Here is a 22,772-nt window from a genome sequence, read left to right as displayed (position 1 = left end):
GAATCGTTACTCAGGCTTGCCCAGCAGATCAAGCATGGCGACCGTCGCCACCTTCGTGCCCTCTGGAATGGCCTTCAGATCGACAAGGAACCCCGGATTATGCGCCGCATAGGGGAATTGTTTCCCCTCTTTCTGCGCCTTGGCGAACAGGTCCGGATCGGCCACGCCCACCACAAGGAAGCTGAAGGGCACGTCGGTGTAAGGCCCCAGCAGCAGGTGCACATCCTCCGATCCGGTGGCGGGCGGGAAGGCGCTGATCACCGCCTTTTCCCCCAGCACGCCCTGCAACGTCTTGCCCAGCCGGGCCGACAATTCCTTGTCGTTCACCAGTGGCGTCGAACTGCCCTTCATCGTGATGACAGGCATTTGATCCTCGGGCATGCCATAGGTGCGGGCGATGCCTTCGCTGACGGCCTTGATGCCCTTCAGCATCTGCTGCCGCGTCGCCTCGCTGTACCAGCGCAGATTGGCCTTCAGCAGCGCGGTGGCCGGGATCACATTGTTGTCAGCCCCGGCCTGAATGGAGCCCACCGTCAGCACGGCGGTTTCCTGCGGTGTGACGGTGCGGCTGACGATGGCCTGATATTGCACCACGGCCAGCGCCGCCATCACCACCGGGTCTTTCGTCATCTGCGGCATGGAGCCATGGCCGCCCACGCCCTTCATCAGGATATCCACCTGATCGGTGCCAGCCATCAGCGGCCCCGGCGCGGCCACGACCGTGCCCGTGGGCAGCGGCGCGGTGTGGATGCCGATGAAATAATCGGGCTTCGGCACGCCGAACTTCTCATAAAGGCCCGCGTCCACCATCGCCTTCGCACCGGTGATCGGTTCTTCGGCGGGCTGGCCCACCAGCACCACGGTGCCGCCCCACTGGCCCTTCATCCCGGCCAGCGCCTTCGCCATGCCCAGCATCCACGTCACATGCGCGTCATGCCCGCACATATGCGCAACCGGCGATTCCGAGCCGTCTTCGCGTATGGCCTTCACCTTGCTGCGATAGGGAAGATCATTCTCCTCGGCGACGGCGTTCGCATCCATGTCGGCGCGGTACATTACCACGGGGCCGGGGCCGTTCTTCAGGATGCCGACGACACCGGTGCCGCCGATCCCGGTTTTCACGTCGAACCCCAGCGCCTTCAGCTCTTTGGCGACGATCGCGGCGGTGCGCGTTTCATGAAAGGCGAGTTCGGGGTTCTGGTGGATATCCTTGTACATCGCCGTCAACCGCGCGATGTCGGCCGTTATGCGCTTGTCAGCCTCGGCAACCACTGCCGCAGAAGGTGCCGCGAGTGCAGCGCTGCAGGGAAACAGGGCAAACGGGGCGGCAACTGCAAGAAAAAGCCGCGTGTGTCGTCTGATGGAACGCATGAATTCTGCCCCCGGTTTCTGACAGTCGATGGAGTGTCGGTCAGCAGGTTCTGGACTGGAAACCGCCCCCGCAACCATCGACTTCCCTCGCATCCGGGATAAACAGGAGGGCAATGGTCCGCTATCCGATAGCCGCAGCGAATTGGGATTTTGGCTTTGCAGATCGCGCGGGGCAAACGGGGCATCAGGCCCGGTCCGCCCGGCCAGCCATGAGAAACAGGGCATCTCGGTGTAAACGAGATGCTCTATCGTCAGTGGCCGCCGACATAGCAGTCGTTCGAACCTGCAACGGCTCCCGTGAAAGCAGTTCTACGTTCACGCCGCGTTGCAGTGTCGGCTATCTTCTCCTCCAGACGAACAGGTGACGAACGGTTGCGGGCGACAATGAAGCACGTCCGTTCTGCCATCCGCTTGCCAAGGCAAAGTCGATGTTCGACAGTCAGCGGGTGACGGCACATAGGCGATGCCACTCATGACCGCGCTCTATCGCCTCGATTCAACCTCCGCCGATATTGCCCGAGCCTTCAACGCCAGGGCCGGAGAGGATCCGTGGGCGGGCGGCCAGATTGCGCCGGGCGGTTTTGCGCCTGTCGTCACCGCCGGGCGCGATTTCATTGCCGGCCCACGCCCCGCCGGCAAGCTGCTGACGGCGCGGATCGTGCCGCGTGTGTGGGGCGTGCCCCCTCCGGGACCACTCTCGACCGAAGCTGGTTACGGCGTGTTGAGCGTGCGCAATGCCGACAGCCCGTTCTGGATTGGCAACCTGCGCAACGCCGAGTTCCGCTGCCTGGTACCGGCCACAGCGTTCCTGGTTCCGGGAAAGGGGAAAGACCGGGATGGTCGTCGCCTGCGGCATTGGGTCGGCTGCGCTGACCAGCCTCTGTTCGCCCTGGCAGGTGTGTGGAAGGACAGCGAGGTTCCGAGTTTTGCGCTGTTGACCTGCCCGCCAAATGACGTGCTGCAGATGGCGGGCCGTGACGCAATGCCGGCGATACTTCCAGCCAACCCCGAAGCACGGGACCTCTGGCTTCACGGCGACTGGCCCAGAGCACGCCAACTAATCAGACCCTATTCTGCAGCTATGATGACCGTGCGCTGACGAGCAATCGCTCCGATATGAACAGATGCGTTAAGCTGTTTCCGCCAACAGAGCCGCGTTCGAAGGCAGAAACGCCTCGCTGAAAACCGGACGCTTACGTCTAGACAGAGGTTCCCGCTTGGTCACAGCCAACACGGGTAAGCGCAACTGGGTTGACAGCTGATGAGTCGAATTCGGATAAGAACATATAGTGAACATATGCATCCCCAGACTGATGACAGATGCGAACGGATTCGCCAGCTGGCCCGGCTTGCCGGGCGGTCGGACGCGCGCGTTCCGGGCGGGCATGTCGCGTTCGGGCATGCGGATGTGGACGCGGCGCTGGGGGGCGGACTTGGCCGGGGCCAGCTGCACGAGCTGTTCGCCGCAAGCGCCGACGATCCGGCGGGAGCTGCGGGTTTTGCGGCCATGCTCTGCCAGCGGCTGGGCGGCACCTGCGTCTGGCTGCGGGAGGCGCGGGCGGAGCGGCGGTTGCAGCTGTTCGGGCCGGGGCTTTCCGCCATCGGGCTGGACCCGGCGAAGCTGTTTCTGGGCGTTCTGCCGGATGCCGATGCGGTGCTGCGCGCAGGGGCCGATGTGCTGCGCTGCCCTGACGTGGGCGTGGCGGTGATCGAGCTGTGGCGCAATCCCCGCAACCTTGGGCTGACGGCCACGCGCCGCTTCCAGCTGGCGACGGAAGCCTCCGGCGTGACGGCGCTGCTGCTGCGGATGGAGGCCGAGCCTTCCGCCAGTGCGGCCGCCACGCGCTGGGCCGTGCGATCCGTTGCTTCGCGTGCGCTGGAGGGCAATGCGCCGGGGCGTCCGGCATTCGAACTGGAGCTGCTGAAGCATCGGGGCGGCGGGCGTGGACGCTGGCGGCTGGAGTGGGATCGTGAGTCCGCCAGTTTCCGCGATCTCGAGCGCGCGGCGCTTTCTGGCGTTGTGGTTTCCGTTCCTGCCGACCGACCGCTGGCGGATGTGCTGCCCATCCGCAAAGCCGGATGAGCCACTGGTGCTGGTGGCAACCGAGCGCAACGCCCGGCGGCTGACGGCGGCCTGCCCGCAGGCGCGCGAGCAGGGGCTCGCCCCTGGCATGACGCCGGCCGATGCGCTGGCCCGCGTGCCGGGGCTTTGCGTGGATGAGGCCGACCCGGCGGCAGACACGCGGCTGTTGCTGCGGCTTTCCGATATGGCGCTGCGCTGGTCCCCCATCGTGCAGCCCGATCCGCCCGATGGGCTGCTGATCGACATCAGCGGTTGCACGCATTTGTTTGGCGGAGAGGATGCCCTTGCCGCCGATGCGACGGCGCTGCTGGGCCGACATCTGTCGGTGCGCCACACTATCGCCTCCACGCCCTCGGCCGCCCATGCGCTGGCGCGCTTTCCGGTTTCCGCTGCCAGCGAGGAACAGGCCATCCGCTGCTTGCCGGTGGCGGCGCTGGGCCTTCCCCCGGAGGCTGAAACAGCCCTGCGCCGGGCGGGGCTGAAGCTTGTAGGCGATCTGGCGGACCGGCCGACTGCCCCCTTGTCGGCCCGTTTCGGCAAGCAGGCAGCGCTTGCGCTCGACAGGCTGCTGGGCCGCGCCGACCATCGGCTTTCGCCCCGGCGGCCCTTGCCCGCGCTGCAATTCGCGCGGCGCTTTGCTGAGCCGATCGCGCATGTCGACAGCGTGCTGGGCGCGGTGGACGGGCTGGCGATGAAGGCAGCGCGGGTGCTGGAGCAGCGCCATCAGGGCGGGCGCAGCTTTGCCATCAGCCTCTGCCGCAGCGATGGCGAGATGCGCGAACTGGCCCTCGAAACCGGCCAGCCGACGCGCGACCCTGCCCTGCTCCAGCGCCTGCTGAGGGAGCGGGTGGAGGCGCTGTCCGACCCGCTGGACCCGGGCTTTGGCTTCGATCTGATCCGCTTTGCTGTGGCGGCGACGGAGCCGCTGGAAAGTGTGCAGGCCGATCTGCAAGCGCGGGGCAAGCAAGGGGAAGCGCTGTCCGCGCTGATCGACAGGCTGAGCGTGCGGCACGGGCGCGAGCGCATCCGCCGCCTGCTGCCGGTGGACAGCCATGTGCCGGAGCGCGCGGTTCGCTCGGTCCCCGCGCTGGACGATGGGCAGGCTGCGGCATGGCCGCTGCCCCCGCCCGGCGAACCGCCGCTGCGCCCGATCTGCCTGCTCGATCCGCCAGAGCCGATCGAGGTGCTGGCCGAAGTGCCGGATGCGCCGCCGCGCCGGTTCCGCTGGCGGGGCGTGTCGCACATCGTTACCCGTGCCGAGGGGCCGGAACGGATCGCCGCGCCATGGTGGCAGAAGGCGAGCGAGGGGCGACCGACGCGCGATTATTACCGGGTGGAGGACGAGGCCGGGCGCCGCTTCTGGCTGTTCCGTCGGGGTTTGCATGAACGCGAGGCGGGGCATCCGAGCTGGTTCATACACGGCCAGTTCGCATGAACGGCCAAACAAGATCAGCCCTGTTCGCATGACCGGCTTCGCCGAACTCGCCGCCGCAACCAACTACAGCTTTCTGCGGGGGGCCAGCCATCCGCACGAGATGGTGGCGAAGGCGATGGCGCTGGGCATGGCGGGCATCGGCATTGCTGATCGCAACACGGTGGCAGGCGTGGTGCGCGCGCATGTGGCGCTGCGGGAGGCGACCAACAAAGCGGTGGAGGACGGGCTGGAATTGCCGCCCTTCCGGCTGGTGGTGGGGGCGCGACTGGTGTTCACCGATGGCACGCCGGACATTATCGCCTACCCGCAGGACCGGCACGGCTGGGGGCAGCTGACGCGGTTGCTCTCCACCGGCAACCGCCGCGCAACGAAGGGCGACTGCGACCTCTATCTTGACGACCTGCTGGCGCATGGCGAAGGGCTGCTGCTGATCGCCTTCGCCTCTGAAGCGGATGCCGCGGCGCTTCGGCGGTTGCGGGAGGTGTTTCCCCGCCGCCTGTGGCTGGCCGCCACCATGCCCCGCCGGGGCGACGATCTGCGCCGACTGGAGCGGCTGCGGCAATTGGGGCGCGAGTTGTTGATCCCGCTGATCGCCAGCAACGACGCGCTCTATGCCGTGCCACAGGATCGGCCGCTGCACGATGTCCTCACCTGCATCCGCGAAAAGGTGACGATCCACACCGCCGGGCGGCGGCTGGAGGCCAATGCCGAGCGGCATCTGAAATCTCCCGTCGAAATGGCGCGGCTGTTTCACGCCTGCCCCGAAGCGGTGGCGGAAAGCCTGAACCTCTTCGCCCGTATCCGCTTCTCACTGGATCAGCTGAGCTATGAATATCCGCACGAGCCGGTACCGCAGGGGTGGGAGCCGCTCGGCTGGCTGAAACATCTCGTGCTGGATGCCGCGCGGGATCGTTATGGCGCGGTGCTGCCCAAAGGCGTGCAGGCCCGGCTGGCTGAGGAGTTCGACCTGATCGAGCGCCGCAACTATGCCTGTTACTTCCTCACCGTGCATGATCTGGTGCGCTATGCCCGCGCGCAGGAGCCGCCCATTCTCTGTCAGGGGCGAGGCTCCGCCGCCAATTCCATCGTCTGCTTTCTGCTGGGCGTCACCTCGGTTGACCCCGAGAAATACGACCTGCTGTTCTCGCGCTTCGTCTCAGAAGACCGCGCCGAGCCGCCCGACATCGATGTCGATTTCGAGCACGAACGGCGCGAGGAGGTGATGCAATATGTCTATCGCCGCTATGGCCGGGAACGCGCCGGGATCGCCGCCACCGTCATCCATTACCGCCCGCGCAGTGCGCTCCGCGATGTCGGCAAGGTGCTGGGCTTTTCCGAGGATGTAACCAGCCGCCTGTCCTCCACGGTGTGGGGCAGTTTTGCCGGGAGCATGGAGGAAAAACGCTATGCCGAAGCAGGCGTGGACCCCGCAAATCCCGAAATCGCCCGGCTGGCGAAGCTGGTGAACCGGCTGATCCACTTCCCGCGCCACCTCTCCCAGCATGTCGGCGGCTTCGTGCTGACGGAGGACCGGCTGGACGAGACGGTGCCGATCCACAATGCCGCCATGGAGGAGCGCACCTTTATCGAGTGGGACAAGGACGATATCGACGCGCTGAACCTGATGAAGGTGGATGTGCTGGCGCTCGGCATGCTCACCTGCATCCGCAAATCCTTCGAGCTGATGCGCGCGCATGATCTGGGCGATCATGACCTCGAACTGGACGGCACCACCGAGGACGCGGCCGTTTACGACATGCTGTGCAAGGGCGACAGCATCGGCGTGTTTCAGGTGGAAAGCCGGGCACAGATCAACATGCTGCCGCGCCTGAAACCGCGCACGCTCTACGATCTCACCATTCAGGTCGCCATCGTCCGCCCCGGACCGATCGAGGGGGATATGGTGCACCCCTATCTGAGGCGGCGCAGCGGGGTCGAAAAGGTGGACTATCCCTCGCCCGGCCCGCCGCACGATCCGAACGAACTGAAAGGCCTGCTGGGCAAGACGTTCGGCGTGCCGCTGTTTCAGGAGCAGGCGATGAAGCTCGCCATCGTCGCTGCGGGCTTCACGCCCGGAGAGGCGAACCAGTTGCGCAAGGCGATGGCCACGTTCCGCAATGTCGGCACGATCCACGAGTTCGAGCCAAAGATGATCGAAGGCATGGTGGCGCGCGGCTATGAGCGGGCGTTCGCGCAGCGTTGCTACGACCAGATCAAGGGCTTCGGCAGCTATGGCTTCCCGGAAAGCCACGCGCTGGCCTTTGCGAAGCTGGTCTATGTCTCGGCGTGGATCAAATGCCACCAGCCCGCCGTGTTCGCCTGCGCCCTGCTGAACAGTCAGCCGATGGGGTTTTACGCGCCTGCGCAGATCGTCCGCGATGCGCGCGAACATGGGGTGGAGGTGCGGCATATGGATGTGAACGCCAGCGAATGGGACAACAGCCTTGAACGGGATGCCAATGGCGCGCCTGCGCTGCGGCTGGGGTTCTGCCAGATCGATGGCTTCCGCGAGGAGTGGGCGGACGCGCTTGCAGGCGAGCGCCAGCACGGCGACTTCACCGGCATCGAGGAACTGGCCCGCAGGGCGCATCTGCCATCGCGCGCGCTGCACCTGCTGGCCGATGCCGACGCCTTCCAGTCGCTCGCCCTGCCGCGCCGCGAAGCCCTTTGGCAGACCCGCCGCACCCCCACCGGCGAACTGCCGCTGTTCGCCGCCGCCAGCGCCCGCGAACTGGGGGAAGAAGCAGATATGGCGCTGCCCGCCATGCCCGAAAGCGAGGAGGTGGTGGCCGATTACCAGATGATCCGCCTGTCGCTGCGCCGCCACCCGATGAGCTTCCTGCGCGACGAGTTGCGGGTGCGCGGCATCCTCTCCAGCGCGGAAGCCGCCAGCGCAGAACCCGGCCGCCGGGTGCAGGTGGCTGGCGTGGTGCTGATCCGCCAGCGCCCCGGCAAGGGCAACGCCATCTTCGTCACGCTGGAGGATGAGACAGGCGTCATGAACCTTCTGATCTGGGCGCGAACATTCGAACGCATGCGCCGCCCGGTGATGTCAGCCCGGCTGATGCGGGCCGAAGGCGTCCTCCAGCGCAGCCCCGAAGGCGTGATCCACCTGATGACAGACCGGGTGGAGGATCTGACCCACATGCTGGGCCAACTGGAGGAATCGCACGCCAACCCCACCCCGCCAGACCGCGCCCGCCACCCGCGCAACGTGCGTGTGCTGCCGAACTCGCGGGATTTCCACTGAAGCCCTGCACTGGCCTGACTGGCACCCGGACGATATGCTTGAAATATGGGTGACATCATCAACCTGCGGCAGGCCCGCAAGGCCCGGAAGCGCGCCGAAGCTGAACGTCAGGCAGAGGCGAACCGCCTGAAGCATGGCCGGACAAAGGCCGAAAAATTACTGACAGAGAAGCAACAGCAGGCACACGATCGCACCCTCGACAACGCCCGCCGCGAGCATCCGGAGGATTGAAACGTCAGCCGTTCTCGCTCGAAATCAGACATTTTCGCCGAACCGTCGGGCGTCTCAATTCAGACTTCGCCATGCGTTCATGTTCTCAACGAACGTGACCGCGCGGTTGCTGCAGCGACCATATCAGTCACAAGTTCGTCGATGGCATGTTCATGATCCATTCTGGCAAGACCGGCCGCTGTTGTTCCCCCTGGGCTCGTGACGTCTTCTCTCAGATCGGCAAGGGATCTCTGGTCATGGGCGGCAAGCAAAGCTGAGCCGGTGAACGTTTCCCGGGCCAGTGTCATTGCGAGATCAGGGGGAAGGCCAGCCGCCTCTCCGGCACGCGCCAGCGCCTCCGCAAAACGGAAGAAATAGGCCGGGCCGCTACCGGATATGCCGGTCACCGCGTCCAGCCAGTCCTCATTATTGACCCAGTGGAACGAACCCAGCGCGCGGAACAGGGACGAGACCAATTGCCGCCTGTCGGGATCGACCTGCGCCGTTGCGACGGCCACCGTTACCCCCGCTCGGATTGTCGCCGGAAGGTTGGGCATGGCCCGCACCAGCCGTGACGTGCCAAGCGCATCCCCGATCCCTGCGAGGCTGTGCCCGGCCATGATCGAGACGAACAGCGCGCCTCGGCGGGCCAGCGGCACAAGCTGCAATGCCAGCTCGCCGAACGATTGCGGCTTCACCGCGAGGACGACGATGACATCATCGGGTATCAGGTCCGGATCGATGCGATCCAGCGGCGTTACCTCCGCTGGCAGCGCTGCGCCGGGGTCATGGACAATGACCGGACGCACCCTGACCCATGCGCTTGCCATTGCGCTGCCCATGCGCCCGCAGCCGATCAGCAGCACAGGTCGGGTCATGGCAGCCTGTGCCGGTTCATGCGGCGGATCCAGCGCAGCAAGTCCGGGTCCGCGATGGTGTTCATTATGGCGTCGAGGTCTTCGGATCGTTCGTCCTGCCCCAGCTTGAACCGCCCGGATAGATCGCCCACGCGCGCGCGGAAGCCGATGATTGCGCCCAGCATAGTTTCATAGCGCGCGCCAAGTTCCGCTGCGGACCATGGCCGGGCACGACCTGCCTCAACGGTATCGATCAGCACATCCAGCGCTGCTGCCGTCCCGCCCGGTTCGAAATCGATCCGCGCCTCGATCCGCAACTGGGCATAGATCCATGTCGGCGCCCAGTCGCGCCGCCCCACCTGTTCCGGCGACACATAGGCCTGCGGCCCCTGAAACAGCATGAGCGCCTGGGAATCCTGTTGCAGCGCGGCATGCAGGGGGTTCGAACGCGCCATATGCCCGATCAGTTCGGCCATGCTGCCATCTTCCCGCCAAACCGGAACCAGCGGCAGCAGGCTCGCCTCGCCCGAGCCGGGCGAGATCAGCCACGCCAGAGGATAGTCAGCGATCAGCGCCCGCACATCCGAATCGTCAAACCGCCCGAACGAATCCGGCCCGTAACTTCCCATCGCGATTTCCCTTTACTGCATCGCCGGGGCGAACAGATTGTGCAGCCACAGAAGGATCACCGACGCGCCAAGGCTCAGTGCGGACAGCAGACCGGTGCGCCGGGGTGCAAGCAGCCCGGACGCCGGTCGCACTGCCGGCAGCATGGCGAACAACGCGATGGCCGCCAACGCGGCCGCATACCCCCAACCGACAAGAAGCCGCAGCGCGGGCGGAGGCCAGTGAAAGGCGAGCGCCGGATCCTCCAGCGCCCTGGCGGCTGCAACGCCGATGGCTGGCAGGGTTATGCCGATGATCGCGGTCGCTGCCGCCGTCAGCTTCAGGGCACGTCGCTCATGTTGCCATCTGAGGGCAAGGATCGATCCCAGCAGCACCGCCCCCAAGCCCATGGTCAGCGCGAGCGACAACCACAGCAACAGGGCGCTGCGCCAAAAAGGAATGCGGTCGAACCCGCGATGCCCCATGGGGTGATAGAAGCGCACCACATCCCCTTGTGCATCCCGCACGAAACGGATGCGATCACCATAGGGGGGGCTTTCGAACAAATCCCGGCCGATCCGCGTCCAGCGCTCCGGCGCGCCGCCGGGAAGGCTGATCCACAATGCATCCGGGCCTGCCGCCTCGACCCGCGCTTCGTCGGCGAGCGCGAGCAGGCCTTCAAGGCGGGTGAAGGAACGGGTATTCGCGAGAAACAGCCCCGCATAATCAGCCAGTTCTCCGGGCGCGGGCCGTGCCGGGGCCGGCTTCCACGTGAGGGCCGGGTCCAGCCGGGTCAGAATCCGGTCGGGCAGACGCAGCGTCAGGGGCCATGCCGAGTTGGAATTGCCCGCGATGAACAGGCCGATGTTACGCTCCGGCACGATCAGCAAATTGGCGGTAAAGCCCAGCATTCCGCCGGTGTGCTGATAGGCTTTCGCTTCGCCGAGGTCGCGCTGGAACCAGCCATGGGCGAAATCCGTCGCGCCCAGGCGGTCATTCCAGTTGCGTCGGCGCATCGCCTTCACCGTTTCGGGCGAGAGCAGCCGCGCTTCGCCGAGTGCGCCGTCGTTCAGCCAGGCAAGCGCGAAACAGGCCATGTCCGCCGCGGTGGACCATGCCGATCCGGCCGGAGCCGCCGCCGGAAAGATATGCTCCACCGGAAGCGGCGCGGCAGCGGGGCTACCCGACGCATAGGCCGTCGCTGTCCGCGCCGCGAGTTCGGGCACCATCCGCCCGTGCGGCGCGGGCAGGCTGGCCGCAACCGGTTCGGCCAATGTGGTGGAGGCCATTCCCAGCGGCGACAGGATATGCCGCGTGACATAAGCGGCATAGGGCTCACCAGACACCGTTTCCACGGCAAGCCCCAGCGCGGTCGGGCCGAAATCGGAATAGGCTGTCGCGTCCCCCGGTTGGCGGACGATGGCCGGCTGGTGACGGGCCACGAACGTGCGCAGCGTCGGCACGCGCGCGGTGTCTCCGAAGAAATCATACCCCAGCCCGGCGGTTTCGAAGCCGGCGCGATGGCCCATGATCGTTTGCGCCGTCACCGGCGGCCCCGCCGGAACGCGAAGGCCGGGCGGCGGCAGATAGCGGTTGATATCCGTATCGAGCGCGAGGCGCCCCTGCTCCACTTGCTGCAGGGCGGCCGTATAGGTGAATAGCTTGGTGACCGACCCGATCCGGAACAGGGTTCGGCGCGGATCGACGGGATGACCGCTGGCGATGTCGGCATCGCCATATCCCTTCAGGGCGATGATGCGACCGTCGCGGACGATCGCAAGCGTCACGCCCGGAACCTGATGCTCGCGCATGGCGTCACGAACCAGCCGGTCGATCGCCTGAGAATCCGCCGCCGACAAAGAGCCGGGAGGTGCGCAGGTCTGCGCCCTCGCAGGGCCGCTGACCAGAATGCTTGCCGCCAGACCAGCCAGAGCGGCGATCAGCCGCGCCCGAGCGTTCATCTGCGGCCCACTCGCATGAATCTAGCAGTTCGCCGGGCGGGCGGCGATGGCGTTGAACGAGACGCCTTCACGCGCCAGTTGCCGCATGGTGAGCGGGGCATGGCCGAACGCCGCCTTGAAGGCGCGCGTGAAGCTGGCCGGATGCTCATAGCCCGTTTCGAGCGCGATCTGGATCATCGACAGGTCCGACGCGCGCACCAGTTCCAGCGCCCGCGCCATCCGGGCCTTGTCGCGCACCCGCGCCACCGTGTCGCCATACAGCAGACGAAAGCCGAGTTGCAGCTTCTGGCGGGTCAGCCCCGCCTTGCGGGCCAGCTGGTGGATGTTCAGAGGCTCGTCCAGCCGATGCTCGAGCAGCGCCTTGGCGCGGCGCAGACGGTCGAAATCGGCGCGGGTAAAGGCCGGCGCCTCCATGCTGTCTGCCAGGCTGTGCGCGCGGACATAGAGGATGTGGCAGGCCAGCTCGACCGCTTTGGCCGCGAGAAAAGCACCCCGGAACGGGCCTTCCATCCGGTTGTCGGCGATCTCGGCCGCGACAAGGCTGGCCGCGCCGGACAGCGGCACCGTGTGCGGCAGAAGCGGGCGTCGCGCCTCAAGGAAATCGCGCAGGTCGCCTCCCAGATCGTCCGGCTTCAGGCCCGTCACCTCGGCGAACATCGCCCGCTCGACGAAAACGCTCACATATTTCAGCGGCTGGTCAGGCGTGTAGCAGGTCTGGAACTCGTCACCGTCGCGCAGGCCGTAAAGCGTGCAATAGCCATGGGCCAGCCGCCCCTCCAGCCCGTCGCCATCGATCAGGCTGTGCCCGGAAACCACTGCCGACAACACCAGATTGTCGCCCGGGCGGTGCCGCCGCACCGTCACCCGGTTCACGGTATAGTCCACGATGGCGATGGACAGGCCCGGCCGTAACACGATGAACTCCCAGCCGCCGGTCGCCACATCGGCATCATAATCATGCCGGAAGCCGTCGCAGAAGTTCAGCGGCCGCCGCCAGCCGTCATCCGTCCGCACGTCGCCCTCCCAGCCCTCCTGCTGGCGCGCGGCGGCCAGCATGTCGGACATCCGGGCATTGTCGGAAGTCCGGCGAACTGCGGGACAGGCGGCTGGGGGGGATGAGTGAGTCATGGGCGGAGTATTTCACCCGGCCTCCGGCCGGGCAATGTCCGTTTCATCGGCCTGCCGCGTCTGCACCCGGCGGGAGCGCCGCAGACCGAAGGCCAGATAGAAAAGGATGCCCGCAAGCAGCCAGCATCCCAGAATCATCGCAGGCAGGACATGGCCCGCACCCGCCTGCGAGAGGATGTCGATCAGCACCGGCAGGATCATCGCCCAGCACATCAGCAGCGCCGCGGTCGGCACGATGCCGATCCACACCCGCCCGATGCGGAAGCCGCCCAGCGGAACCCTGAACGGGCGTGGCAGATCGGGTTCCACCGAACGCAGCCACATCAGCGCGACACAGACGACCGAGAAGGCAAATCCCGTCCCCACGCTGATCAGATCCCCCAGGATCTGGATCGGCAGCAAGGCCGCCAGCAGGGCCGAAATGCCACCCAGAAGCATCACGCCGGCAACGGGGCTGGCCCGCTGCGCGTTCAGCCGGCCGAATACGCCCGGCAGCAGCCCATCGCGCGACATGGCGAAGCAGATGCGCGACTGGCCATAGGCGTTCACCAGAAGCACGGAGGCAAGCCCGGTGACCGCGCCCACCTTCACCAGCCGGGCGATCAGCGGCATGTCCATCCGATCCAGCGCGCGGGCGATGGGATCGGCGACACCCAGTTCCCGGTAAGGGGCGACACCCACCAGCACAGCCGCGACCACCACATATATCAGGGTGCAGATCGCCAGTGCGCCAAGGATACCCAGCGGCATGTCGCGTTGCGGATCGCGCGCCTCCGAGGCTGTTGTGGAGATCGTTTCGAACCCCAGATAGGCGTAGAACAGGATAGAGGCCGCCCGGATCACGCCCGGCCAGCCAAAGGCGAATCCGCCCTCGTGCGGGGGGATGAACGGCCGCCAGTTGCCGGGATCTATGGCGTGGAGGCCGGCGACGACGAAGATCAGCAGCACGGACAGCTTGATGGCCACGAACGCGGCGTTGATCGAAGCCGAAGTCTCGATCCCCCGGCTCAGCGCCAGCGCGGCGATCATGATGGCGGTGGCCGCGACAAGGTTGACACTGCCCGCCATGAAAAGACCTGTGGAACCGGTGCCCGGCAGGGTCTGCACCAGCGGCGCGGCGAGCACGGCGGGCACGAACAGCCCGAAATCCGCCAGCAGGCTGGTGAGATAGCCCGCGAAGCCGACGCCCACCAGCGCCCCGGCGAGGCTGTAATCGAACAGCAGGATCCAGGCGAGCATCCACGCCGCCCCCTCGCCCAGCGAGGCATAGCAATAGGTATAGCTCGATCCGGAAGCCGGGATGATGGAGGCCAGTTCCGCATAGCAAAGCGCCGTGAGACCGCAGGCAATCCCGGCGATCACGTAGGAGAGGATGACGGCCGGCCCGGCGAAACTGGCGGCGGCGTTGCCCGTCATCACGAACACGCCGGCCCCGATGATTCCACCCACCCCGATCAGCATGATCTGCCGGGCCGTCAGATGCCGCTTCAACCCCTGCTGAGACGCCTCGGCGCGAATTTCACCGATGGGCTTGCGATAGCGCGCCTGCCCCAGCCGGCTGATCGCGACTGCTGCACTGGCCTGGTTCGTCATCCGTCGCATCCGCCTGTCATCATTGCGTCACACCGCATTGGCGCACATCGGCCGGGCCTGCGCTTTGCATTTCGGCCCGACCACTTCGCCGCCCGGACCAGAAGCCGCAACCGCGCCCTTTCCGACAAGGCTGCAGGCCGATCTGCAAGGCGCGTGCGCAGCGCGCGGCCCATTCCGGTGATCGATGACGAGCGGGAGCCTGAACGATGCCGATTGACCATGACACCGCCTGGGAGATCGCGAAACTGGATGCGACGGCACAGGCGGAGCTTGTTGCCGCCGGAGAGCTAAGCGCAGAGGAGCTTCTGGACGGCGCGATCCTGCGCGCGGAGGCGATGGAGCCTGCGATCAACGCGATCAGCTGGCAGGCCTTCGAGATCGGCAGGCGGCGTGCGGCGCGGCATGCCATTATGCCCCCCTCCGGTCCCCTGTCCGGCGTGCCGTATCTCATCAAGGATTCGCTGGATTATCCGGGAATGCCTTCGGTGGCCGGTGCAAGGGTGCGCTCGCGGGAACTGGTGTCACGCAGCTATCCGCTGACCGACGCCTATGATGCGGCCGGGCTGATTCCGCTCGGCAAATCAACGATGCCGGAGTTCGCCCTGCTCTGTTCGACGGAGCCGCTGCTGGGGGGCGTCACCCGCAATCCGTGGAACGCCGGGCTGTCGGTCGGCGGCTCCAGCGGCGGCGCGGCGGCGGCAGTGGCGGCGGGCATCGTGCCTGTTGCCCATGCCAGCGACGGGGGCGGATCGATCCGCATCCCGGCGGCAAATTGCGGGCTTGTCGGGCTGAAGCCGTCGCGCGGCGTGCAGATCCGCGCGCGCGCGCCGCATTTGCTGGACGATCTGCTGGCGGTGGACATCCTTCTGGGCCGCACGGTGCGCGACGTTGCGGCAGGCTTCCACGTCGGGAACGCCGCGAGACACACACCACCGGGCCACCTGCCACGGCAACGCATCGCGTTGATCCTGCGCAGCGTGGAGGGGCAGGAGCCGCACCCGCTCGTCGCGGCGGAAATCCTGCGGACTGCGCGGCTCTGCGCCGAACTGGGGCATGAGGTGGTCGAAGCCCGTTATCCGGCGGGCCTTGCCGCTGCGGCCGAAGCATTTCAGACTCTGTGGGCCTATCTGGGCGGGGAACTCACCGATATGGCGCAGTTGATCGGCAAGGGATCACCGCTGGGCGCGCTCGTGGAGCCATGGACGCAAGGGCTGGCGCGCTGGCGCGACACGCTGTCCGCAGAGCGGCTGGAAGCCGCCTTTTCCACCATCGGCCTCCTGCCGCCATTGCTGAACGAGCTGTTCGCCCGATACGATCTCATCCTGTCCCCCGTCGTGCGCGATCCGCCACCGCCCGTGGGCGACCTCGCCCCCACCCGTCCCTTCGAGGACCTGCGCAGCTTCATGTTCGCCTATTGCGCCTATACGCCGCTGCACAATCTGTCGGGCATCCCGGCAATTTCACTGCCGCTGTCGTGCGGCGATGTGCCGATCGGCTCGATGTTCGCGGCGGCGCACGGCGAGGATCATCGGCTGCTGCTGCTGGCCGCCGAACTGGAGCAGGCATCCGGCTGGCCCGCGCGCTGGCCGGATGCCGTCCGCCGTCAGTGGCGATCGGCCGTCAGCGGTTAAGCTCGATAGCCGGTCCCACCGCCTGCGCCTCAACTTCCGCAGGCGTGAACGGAAGACGTCGCCAGTTGCCGGTGGAAAAGCGCCGCACGCCATCGATATGCAGCGGCGACGCCGGATCGCTGCTCTGGCCGCTGGCCAGAATCGCGTCGGCCCGCATCTGCCCGCCTTCGAAGCCGATCACCGCCACATAAGTCGCGCCCGACAACACCGGATCGACATAGCCCCGGCCCGGCACCGCGCTCATGTCCATCACATTATAGGTGAAGGGCGTCGGGCCGCCGGGAACCGCGATGCGTTCACCGCCGCGCTCGACATATTGCACCGCGCCCAGCGGCGCGTCGATTGCCAGCCCCTCGGCCGTGATCGCGGCGACGGTTGCGGCGAGTGCGGGCAGCGCCTCCGTATCGGTGACGGCGATCCCGCGCGGGGTGGCCAGCGGCTGCGCCGGGTCGAACGGCACGCGCCAGAAAGACGGCGCGAAGCTCAGCCGTTCCAGCCAGCGGCGGAACAGGAAGGCGCCGACGCTGCTGCTGTGATCCCGCCCGTCCCATGCGGCCAATATCGTGCAGGCTTTTGCCAGATCGACGGGCTTGCCGTCCGCACCCGCCACCAGCGGCGTTGCCCGGCACCGCGCCACGAGATCGTCGCGCAGCAGGTCCGCCATGCCGTTGCGATCCGCGAACAGCATCGCCTTCACGGCGTCGCGGTCGATCCGGCTGTCCGTCGCCAGCCGTTCGCGAATCTGCGCGACACCCACGCGGGTGCGGGCGCTCTGCGGCGTGCCTTCCGGCCCGATCAGCGGCGAGAAGCCCGTGAGCGGCGCTTACGGATTGGCCAGCCAGTGGGAATCATTGGAATTGGCGACATAATCGCGGCGGACCATGGCCGGCATCGCCTTTGCTGGCAGGATTCCCGGCCATGCGGCTTCCGCAACGGCCTGCGGGCGGCAGACGGACTTCGCACCGTCGATCACCACCGTCAGCGGATAGGCGTTGGCCGGAATGCCGGTAACAAGGCAGACCCCGAAGCTGTTGCTTCCAATGGCAGGGGTCGGGCTGTTGTTGGCATAGAGCACCTCTCCGCCGGCATCGGCCGCAATGGCGTTCAGGAACGGCAGGCCCATGCCTGCCAGCAGCGCCTGCAATTCCCGCACGCTCCGCGCCCGCCCGCTGTCGAGGGACAGCTGCAAACTGCCTGCGTTCGCGACGTTGGGATCGAACAGCGCGAAGGCTTCGCGGCGCGACCATGGCAGTCCGGGGCCTTCCACGATTGGGCCGAATTCGCTCGTCCAGAAGGCATGGCTCAGCCGCCCGGCTTTGCCGTCCGCGCCGCGCGCATCGATGGTGACGATCTGCCGCTGCATCGGCTTCGACACACCGTCGACGAGGTAGCGCGTCGGGTCCTTCGGGTCGAGCGACAGCCGGTACAGCAGCCCTTTCGCACCCGCGGCGACGGTGTAGGTCCAGCCGAGGGACGGATTGGCTCCGATCGAGACCAGCGGAGAGCCCAGCATCATCGCACCGATGACGTCATAGCCCGGCCCGCTCAGGTGCATCTGGATGAAGCGTTCCGGCCCCCGCCAGACATAGTGCGGATTGGCGAGCAGCAACCCGCCGCCGGCTGTCACTTCGCGGCCGAACGCCAACCCGTTGCTGCCCACGCTTGGCAGCGGCTGCGGGGCAAGCGCCGGTTCCGCCGCCGCCACCTCGCCCGGCCCGGGCGGGGCAGCGGCATGAAGCTGGCGCAGGAAGAAGCGCGTGCCCAATGTCATGCCATAGGCCAGCGAGCGGCGCAGCACATCGTCCACCGTGATGGCCACGGCGCTGTCCCGGCAGCTGGCGGGCGGGGCTTCCGCCAGACGACGATTGTAACCCGCCACATAGCCGTCGATCACCTGCCGCAGGTCCGCCGACAGGCCTTTCCTTGCCCGGGCCAGTTCGGCCGGGCCGATGGAAAAGGCGATGTTGAAGTCATTCAGGCTGTTCGGCACGCTGGACGGCACCGGGATATGCAGCGCGGTTTCGCCATCGGCCCCCAGAACGGACGACCGCCGCCCGCCATAGGTCAGGAAGGCCTCCGCCGCGCCACATGCGTCGGTCAGCGCCGTCGCATAGCCGCTGCCATAGCCCATCCCGTAGCTGGTGGCGGCGCGCACATGCGGGATGCCGCCGTCGGTGACGGTGATGCGGGCCAGCGGTTCCGCCGTTGCCGGTGAGGCCAGCAACGCCAGCGCGCCAGCCACCGCATACCTCACAGCCGCACCTTCACGCTGGCGAGAACGGTGCGTTGGGGCAGGCGGGCGCAGGCCCCATAGCTGCAATTGTAGCTGGTCTTGTCGAACAGGTTGGTTGCGTTCACGCCGATGCGCCATTTGCCCCAACTGTAGTGCAGCTGGGCATCCACGAACAGGCGGCTGTCGTTGCGGATGCTGTTCAGTTCATCGGCCCAGCTGTCGCCAAGGTAGCGCAGGCCGCCGCCGAAGCCGAGGCCGAACGGCAGGCTGTAATCCGCGAAGGCAGACAGCGTGTGCCGGGGCTGAAGCAGCAACTCCTTGCCGTTCGTCGCGTCGTTGCTCTCGATCTTCGTGTCCAGATAGGTGTAGGCGAGGATCAGGTTCAGCCTGTCCGCCGGTTTCAGGTTCGCCTCCAGTTCAAGGCCGTGCGTCTTCACCGCCCCCGTCTGGATCTGGAAGCCGATATGGTCGGCGTCGGTGGTCAGCACATTGGTCTGCCTGAGATCGAACCACGCCAGCGTGACGAAGCCCGGAAAGGCCCGAAGCTCATATTTCGCGCCCAGTTCGAACTGCTTGCCGCGCGAAGGCTGGAAGGCATTGCCGAAATAATCGATCCCCGGGGTCAGCTGAAACGAGGTCGAGTAAGAGAGATAGGGCAGCAGGCCGATATCGAACTTGTAGGACAATGCCGCCCGCCATGTGGTCGCCTTGTCGCGGGTCTCGGGCGGATCGAGCGGATAGGCGCCGGGATAGATCAGGGTGATGGTGTCGGATTTGGCATCATCATAGCGCAACCCGATGGTCGCCGTCAGCGCATCCAGCTTGATCTGGTCCTGCAGATAGACGCCCAGTTGTTTCTGCGTCTGGCTGCTGGTGGCGTAGAGCGGCGGGTCTTCGTAGCTGCGGTTATAATCGGGGTTCGTGTAAGGCAGGATATTGTCCACGATCACCAGATCGGCCTGCCAGTCATAGCGCGACGAACTGTAATCCGCGCCGATCAGAATCTTGTGCTCCAGCTTGCCGGTGCCCAGCTCGAACATCAGCTGGTTGTCCAGCGTAAAGCCGTCGGACGTCTCGTCCAGCTTGCCGCGCCCCCGGATCACCACCTGCGATTCCGTATCGGTCGCGGCGATGAACTGGTATTTCTCCAGCAGGTCGATCCGGCCGTAGCGCAGGTTCTGCCGGAACCGCAGCTTGTCGCTGAAGCGATGCTCGGCGAGATAGCCGATCTGATACTGGTTCTGATGGAAGAAATCCCAGCTTGGGTCGCGGATCGGCACGTCGGTCGGCTGGCCGTCCACCGTGACATACCAGGGCGTGGCCATGGTGTTGTCATAGAGATAATGGCCCAGAATGGTGATGTCGGTGTTTTCGCCGATCCGGATGGTCGCGGCGGGCGCGACATAGATGCGATCATCCGGCGCATCCTGAATCTGGGTCTTGCTGCTGCGTGCGAGCGCGGTGAAGCGCAGGCTGAGATTGTCGGTCGCGGCACCGCCGATATCGGCGCGGCCCACGAAGCGGTCGAAGCTGCCATAATCGATCTGCGCCTCGGCGAAGAAGCTGTCGGTCGGCCGCTTGGTGATGAAGTTGACGAGCCCGCCCGGCGCGTTCTGGCCATAGAGGACCGAGCTTGGCCCCTTGAAGATTTCGATGGCCTGAAGCCCATAGACCTCGGTGCGGTAATAGGAGCCGTTCGACGTCACCTGCTTCATGCCGTCGCGGAAATCGCCGAACGAGGTGGAGGCGAAGCCACGAATGCTGGTCTGCTCATAGCGCGGATCATAGCCCTGCTGATCGACCACGACGCCGGAGGTGTAGCGCAGGGCCTCCTCCACGCCCTGCACGTTGCGGATGGACAATTGCTCCTGCGTGACAATGGAGATGGACTGCGGCGTCTCGATCAGGGGCGTGTCCGTCTTGGTGCCGGTGTTCACCGCCCGGTTTCCGGTGACGATGATGGTTTCAGCCTCCGGCCCGTCGCTCGCGACTTCGGCACGAACGGCGCTGGCGCTCACAGACGACAACAGGGCAGCAATTCCGAACATGTATCGACCCATCATGGCCATTCCCCTTTTCCTGTTATTGCGGTTGGCATACCCTCCCCGATGTGGCGGCAAAATCTTTGCATAGCAGGCCGGCGGCTTCGCAAATCAGCGCTGGCGTTGGAACCGGCAGCGCATTACGTCTCATCCGCCCCACAAGGCCCGCACCGGGCTCAGCCGCTGGCCCTGCCAACCCAGCGATGGCGTGCGATCCAGCCCAAGCAGCAGCGGCGCATCCAGATCGACATAGCGGCAGCGCTGCGCCACCAGCAGCGCCGGTGCCATCCCCAGCGACGTGCCACACATGCAGCCGACCATCGTCGCGAACCCCAGCGCTTCGGCCCGCGCCTGCAGGCGCATCGCCTCCGTCAGCCCCCCGCTCTTGTCCAGCTTGATGTTCACAAGGTCATAGCGCCCGACAAGCCCCGGCAGATCGGCTTCGACATGGCAGGATTCATCGGCCCCGATCGGGATGATGCGATCGATCGAGGCCAGCGCCAGATCCCTGCCGGCGGGCAGCGGCTGCTCCAGCATCTCCACCCCCAGAGCCGCCAGTTCCGGCAGCGCGGAAACCAGTTGCGAAGCCGTCCAGCCCTCGTTCGCATCGGCGATCAGGCGGGTTCCGGGCCCCATGGCACGGATCGCACGCAGCCGGGCGAGATCATCCCCACCATCCCCCAGTTTGATCTTCACCACATCGTGGAGCGCCGCCGCTGCTGCGGCAGCGCGCGCCATCTCGTCCGGCGCGGCAAGGCCGATGGTATAGACGGTCGAAACCGGGTTCGGCGCGGGCAGGCCCATCAGCGTCGAAACCGGCACCCCCGCCGTTCGCGCCCGCAGATCCCAGATCGCGCAATCCACCGCATTGCGCGCGGCCCCCGCCGGCAGCCGGTCGTGCAATTCGCCCCAGTCCGCTCCGTCCACCAGCGCCTGGCAGATGGCATTGACCTGCGCCCGCACCCCCTCGACCGATTCCCCATGATGCGGAATCGGGCAGGATTCGCCTCTCCCCGCCTGATGCGCCCCCTGCAACGTCACGACGATCAGTTCCGCTATTCGATCGGTGCCACGGGCATGCACCAGCGGCGTGCGATAGGCCCAGCATTCGCGCTCGACCGTGTAGCCCGTCACGCGCAGCGATGCGGCCGATGTCGCCGGATCGGCGTTCATGGAACGAGGCGCAGCAGATTGTCCACGATCCGGCCCGCGCCGTGGCGGATGGGATCGCAGCAGGGCAGCCCCGTTTCGCCCTCCACCCGCAGGATCGCCTCCGCGATCTCCACATCGCTCATCCGGCCGCCATTCAGGCAGATGCCCGCAGCGACGACATCGGGGCTGGTCAGCCGGGCCATCGCCAGATTGGCCTCGATGAAGCGATCCAGCGGCTGAACCGGATAGTCGACGCTCAGCAGCCGGTCACGAACAGGCTCATGGCAGATCACCAACGCATCCGGCTGGCTGCCGTGCATCAGGCCCAGCGTCACCCCGGCATAGGCCGGATGGAACAGCGAACCCTGCCCCTCGATCACGTCCCAATGATCGTCGGCCGCCGCCGGAGACAGCCATTCGGCCGCGCCCGCCACGAAGTCCGAAACGACGGCATCGATCGCCACGCCGCCGCCTGCGATCAGCACCCCGGTCTGCCCCGTCGCCCGGAAATCGGCGGACAGCCCCCGCGCCGTCATCGCCTGTTCGATGGCGAGCGCCGCATATTTCTTGCCAACCACACAATCCGTGCCAACCGTCAGCACGCGCTTTCCGGGCCGCCGCGCGCCCGTGCCGGTCGGAAAACTCCGGTCGGCATGGCGAACATCATGGAGTTGCCGGCCCAGACGCCGTGCGGTCTGTGCAATCTCGGGCATGTCGTTCAGCCGCTGGTGCAAACCGGCGGCCACATCCAGCCCTGCTTCCAGAGCCTCAAGGATCGCGGGAATCCATTGGGGCGGAATGACGCCGCCGGGATTGACCGCACCGATCACCATCGTTCCGACGCCCGCCGCCGCCGCAGTTTCAGGCGACATGTCAGGCAGCCCCAGATCGACACCGCCCGGCAGGCGCAGTTGTCCGGCACAGGCGTCAGGCCGCCATTGCAGCAAGCCGCTGGCGGTTTTCGCCGCCGCCAGAAGGTCCACATCTCCCACGAACAGAAGATAGGGCTGTCGCAGCGAGTGGCGGCTGGGCTGATTCGATTCGGCCATGTTCGGGTTCCTTGCATCACGCGGTCGTGCTCGTTCCTGCCGGACAATGCGGTCGGCAGGGTCGGACGGCTTGGCAGGGCGGACGACGGGCTTCGCACTTCGGGCCGCAATCGGATCGGGAAGGCCGGATCAGGTCATCAAAGGCTTGCCCAAAGGGCCGCAGTCGGTCTC

Annotated in this window: 15 protein-coding genes and 1 pseudogene; 6 read left to right on the top strand and 10 right to left on the bottom strand. The window is 66.4% G+C overall.

All coding sequences use genetic code 11. The annotated features are described in order from the left end of the window. Positions 1 to 6: 6 nt before the first annotated feature. Entirely contained in the window at positions 7 to 1,272 is a 1,266-nt protein-coding gene (locus tag FJQ54_RS10915; protein ID WP_207790410.1) for an amidohydrolase, read from the bottom strand. Positions 1,273 to 1,843: 571 nt separating this feature from the next. Between FJQ54_RS10915 and FJQ54_RS10910 the strand changes: the two genes are divergently transcribed. The 5 genes from FJQ54_RS10910 to FJQ54_RS10890 all read left to right on the top strand — a co-directional run bounded on the left by FJQ54_RS10910 (position 1,844) and on the right by FJQ54_RS10890 (position 8,370). Further along, positions 1,844 to 2,470, top strand: coding sequence for an SOS response-associated peptidase family protein (locus FJQ54_RS10910; protein ID WP_140928442.1), 627 nt, complete (start codon positions 1,844 to 1,846; stop codon positions 2,468 to 2,470). A gap of 198 nt (positions 2,471 to 2,668) precedes the next feature. Beyond that, a complete protein-coding gene (locus FJQ54_RS10905) occupies positions 2,669 to 3,454 on the top strand; it encodes an ImuA family protein (RefSeq protein ID WP_140928441.1) in 786 nt (261 codons plus the stop codon). Next, positions 3,390 to 4,889, top strand: coding sequence for a DUF6504 family protein (locus FJQ54_RS10900; protein WP_328592174.1), 1,500 nt, complete (start codon positions 3,390 to 3,392; stop codon positions 4,887 to 4,889). The genes FJQ54_RS10905 and FJQ54_RS10900 overlap by 65 nt, the downstream gene beginning before the upstream one ends. A 28-nt stretch (positions 4,890 to 4,917) precedes the next feature. Then, complete coding sequence (locus FJQ54_RS10895; RefSeq protein WP_140928440.1) at positions 4,918 to 8,139, top strand: error-prone DNA polymerase; 3,222 nt, start codon at positions 4,918 to 4,920, stop codon at positions 8,137 to 8,139. Between the two features lie 45 nt (positions 8,140 to 8,184). Continuing rightward, complete coding sequence (locus FJQ54_RS10890; protein WP_140928439.1) at positions 8,185 to 8,370, top strand: DUF4169 family protein; 186 nt, start codon at positions 8,185 to 8,187, stop codon at positions 8,368 to 8,370. A 77-nt stretch (positions 8,371 to 8,447) separates the two neighbouring features. Here FJQ54_RS10890 and proC read toward each other — a convergent pair whose 3' ends face one another. From proC to FJQ54_RS10865, 5 genes are all read right to left on the bottom strand, one after another. After that, the gene (gene proC / locus FJQ54_RS10885; protein WP_207790409.1) at positions 8,448 to 9,215 is read right to left on the bottom strand and encodes a pyrroline-5-carboxylate reductase; all 768 of its coding nucleotides are present in this window, start codon (positions 9,213 to 9,215) and stop codon (positions 8,448 to 8,450) included. A gap of 8 nt (positions 9,216 to 9,223) precedes the next feature. Further along, entirely contained in the window at positions 9,224 to 9,835 is a 612-nt protein-coding gene (locus tag FJQ54_RS10880) for an FMN-binding negative transcriptional regulator (RefSeq protein WP_140928437.1), read from the bottom strand. Between the two features lie 12 nt (positions 9,836 to 9,847). Then, positions 9,848 to 11,773, bottom strand: coding sequence for a serine hydrolase domain-containing protein (locus tag FJQ54_RS10875; protein ID WP_140928436.1), 1,926 nt, complete (start codon positions 11,771 to 11,773; stop codon positions 9,848 to 9,850). A 21-nt stretch (positions 11,774 to 11,794) separates the two neighbouring features. Beyond that, entirely contained in the window at positions 11,795 to 12,838 is a 1,044-nt protein-coding gene (locus tag FJQ54_RS10870) for a helix-turn-helix domain-containing protein (protein WP_181160107.1), read from the bottom strand. 75 nt (positions 12,839 to 12,913) lie between these two features. Beyond that, positions 12,914 to 14,494, bottom strand: coding sequence for an amino acid permease (locus tag FJQ54_RS10865; RefSeq protein WP_140928434.1), 1,581 nt, complete (start codon positions 14,492 to 14,494; stop codon positions 12,914 to 12,916). Between the two features lie 206 nt (positions 14,495 to 14,700). On the opposite strand from FJQ54_RS10865, the gene FJQ54_RS10860 reads away from it, so the two are divergent. Then, positions 14,701 to 16,125: an amidase family protein gene (locus tag FJQ54_RS10860; protein WP_140928433.1), complete on the top strand. Its 1,425-nt coding sequence runs from the start codon at positions 14,701 to 14,703 to the stop codon at positions 16,123 to 16,125. On the opposite strand, the pseudogene FJQ54_RS17810 reads toward FJQ54_RS10860, so the two are convergent. The 4 genes and pseudogenes from FJQ54_RS17810 to FJQ54_RS10835 all read right to left on the bottom strand — a co-directional run bounded on the left by FJQ54_RS17810 (position 16,115) and on the right by FJQ54_RS10835 (position 22,601). Further along, a pseudogene (locus tag FJQ54_RS17810) lies at positions 16,115 to 18,367 on the bottom strand (penicillin acylase family protein). The gene FJQ54_RS10860 and the pseudogene FJQ54_RS17810 overlap by 11 nt on opposite strands. A gap of 8 nt (positions 18,368 to 18,375) precedes the next feature. After that, positions 18,376 to 20,421: a TonB-dependent siderophore receptor gene (locus FJQ54_RS10845; RefSeq protein ID WP_181160104.1), complete on the bottom strand. Its 2,046-nt coding sequence runs from the start codon at positions 20,419 to 20,421 to the stop codon at positions 18,376 to 18,378. 126 nt (positions 20,422 to 20,547) lie between these two features. Continuing rightward, positions 20,548 to 21,573, bottom strand: coding sequence for a dipeptide epimerase (locus FJQ54_RS10840; protein ID WP_140928429.1), 1,026 nt, complete (start codon positions 21,571 to 21,573; stop codon positions 20,548 to 20,550). After that, positions 21,570 to 22,601: a DUF1611 domain-containing protein gene (locus FJQ54_RS10835; protein ID WP_140928428.1), complete on the bottom strand. Its 1,032-nt coding sequence runs from the start codon at positions 22,599 to 22,601 to the stop codon at positions 21,570 to 21,572. The genes FJQ54_RS10840 and FJQ54_RS10835 overlap by 4 nt, the downstream gene beginning before the upstream one ends. Between the last annotated feature and the right edge of the window lie 171 nt (positions 22,602 to 22,772).

Source organism: Sandaracinobacter neustonicus (assembly GCF_006385875.1).
Classification (GTDB): domain Bacteria; phylum Pseudomonadota; class Alphaproteobacteria; order Sphingomonadales; family Sphingomonadaceae; genus Sandaracinobacteroides; species Sandaracinobacteroides neustonicus.
Note: the sequence above shows the minus strand (reverse complement) of the source record. Positions and strands in the feature narration are given on the sequence as shown.

Excerpts from the sequence above, each read along its gene's own strand:
- FJQ54_RS10895 (WP_140928440.1), top strand. The coding sequence starts at position 4,918 with ATGACCGGCTTCGCCGAACTCGCCGCCGCAACCAACTACAGCTTTCTG.
- FJQ54_RS10905 (WP_140928441.1), top strand. The coding sequence starts at position 2,669 with ATGCATCCCCAGACTGATGACAGATGCGAACGGATTCGCCAGCTGGCC.
- FJQ54_RS10860 (WP_140928433.1), top strand. The coding sequence starts at position 14,701 with ATGCCGATTGACCATGACACCGCCTGGGAGATCGCGAAACTGGATGCG.
- FJQ54_RS10845 (WP_181160104.1), bottom strand. The coding sequence starts at position 20,421 with ATGATGGGTCGATACATGTTCGGAATTGCTGCCCTGTTGTCGTCTGTG.
- FJQ54_RS10890 (WP_140928439.1), top strand. The coding sequence starts at position 8,185 with ATGGGTGACATCATCAACCTGCGGCAGGCCCGCAAGGCCCGGAAGCGC.
- FJQ54_RS10840 (WP_140928429.1), bottom strand. The coding sequence starts at position 21,573 with ATGAACGCCGATCCGGCGACATCGGCCGCATCGCTGCGCGTGACGGGC.
- FJQ54_RS10835 (WP_140928428.1), bottom strand. The coding sequence starts at position 22,601 with ATGGCCGAATCGAATCAGCCCAGCCGCCACTCGCTGCGACAGCCCTAT.
- FJQ54_RS10910 (WP_140928442.1), top strand. The coding sequence starts at position 1,844 with ATGACCGCGCTCTATCGCCTCGATTCAACCTCCGCCGATATTGCCCGA.
- FJQ54_RS10880 (WP_140928437.1), bottom strand. The coding sequence starts at position 9,835 with ATGGGAAGTTACGGGCCGGATTCGTTCGGGCGGTTTGACGATTCGGAT.
- FJQ54_RS10865 (WP_140928434.1), bottom strand. The coding sequence starts at position 14,494 with ATGACGAACCAGGCCAGTGCAGCAGTCGCGATCAGCCGGCTGGGGCAG.
- FJQ54_RS10875 (WP_140928436.1), bottom strand. The coding sequence starts at position 11,773 with ATGAACGCTCGGGCGCGGCTGATCGCCGCTCTGGCTGGTCTGGCGGCA.
- FJQ54_RS10870 (WP_181160107.1), bottom strand. The coding sequence starts at position 12,838 with ATGTCCGACATGCTGGCCGCCGCGCGCCAGCAGGAGGGCTGGGAGGGC.